Origin of the sequence: Flavobacterium aureirubrum (assembly GCF_038739835.1) — a bacterium.
GTDB classification, from domain to species: Bacteria; Bacteroidota; Bacteroidia; order Flavobacteriales; family Flavobacteriaceae; genus Flavobacterium; species Flavobacterium aureirubrum.
The window spans coordinates 1-259 of record NZ_JBCGDO010000169.1 but is presented as its reverse complement, the minus strand read 5'-3'; the positions used below and the strand labels follow the sequence as shown (position 1 = coordinate 259).

Below are 259 nucleotides of genomic sequence, written 5' to 3'. Positions count from 1 at the left end.
TCTACTGTTTTACTTTTTAAAACTGCTGTAAACGGGTTTTAAGCCATGCTGATTTTTGATTTACTTTGACTGGTTTTAAAAAGAATTGAGGCTAAAAACAGCTTTATATAGGTCGTTTTTATCAAAAACAAACCTTTTCTCTTGTAGGGTGAGTTCCATGCTTTGAGTTTGGCTATTAAATCGGGCACGCCGAGGATGTTGATGCTGCGTTTGATGTTGTAGACTAGCATGATCAAACTGTGTTCGCCATTTACTTTTT

General features: G+C 35.9%; 1 pseudogene. It reads right to left on the bottom strand.

What is annotated here, in order from left to right:
* Positions 1-38: 38 nt before the first annotated feature.
* Positions 39-259: pseudogene (locus WFZ85_RS16380) on the bottom strand (IS1182 family transposase); the annotation flags it as partial.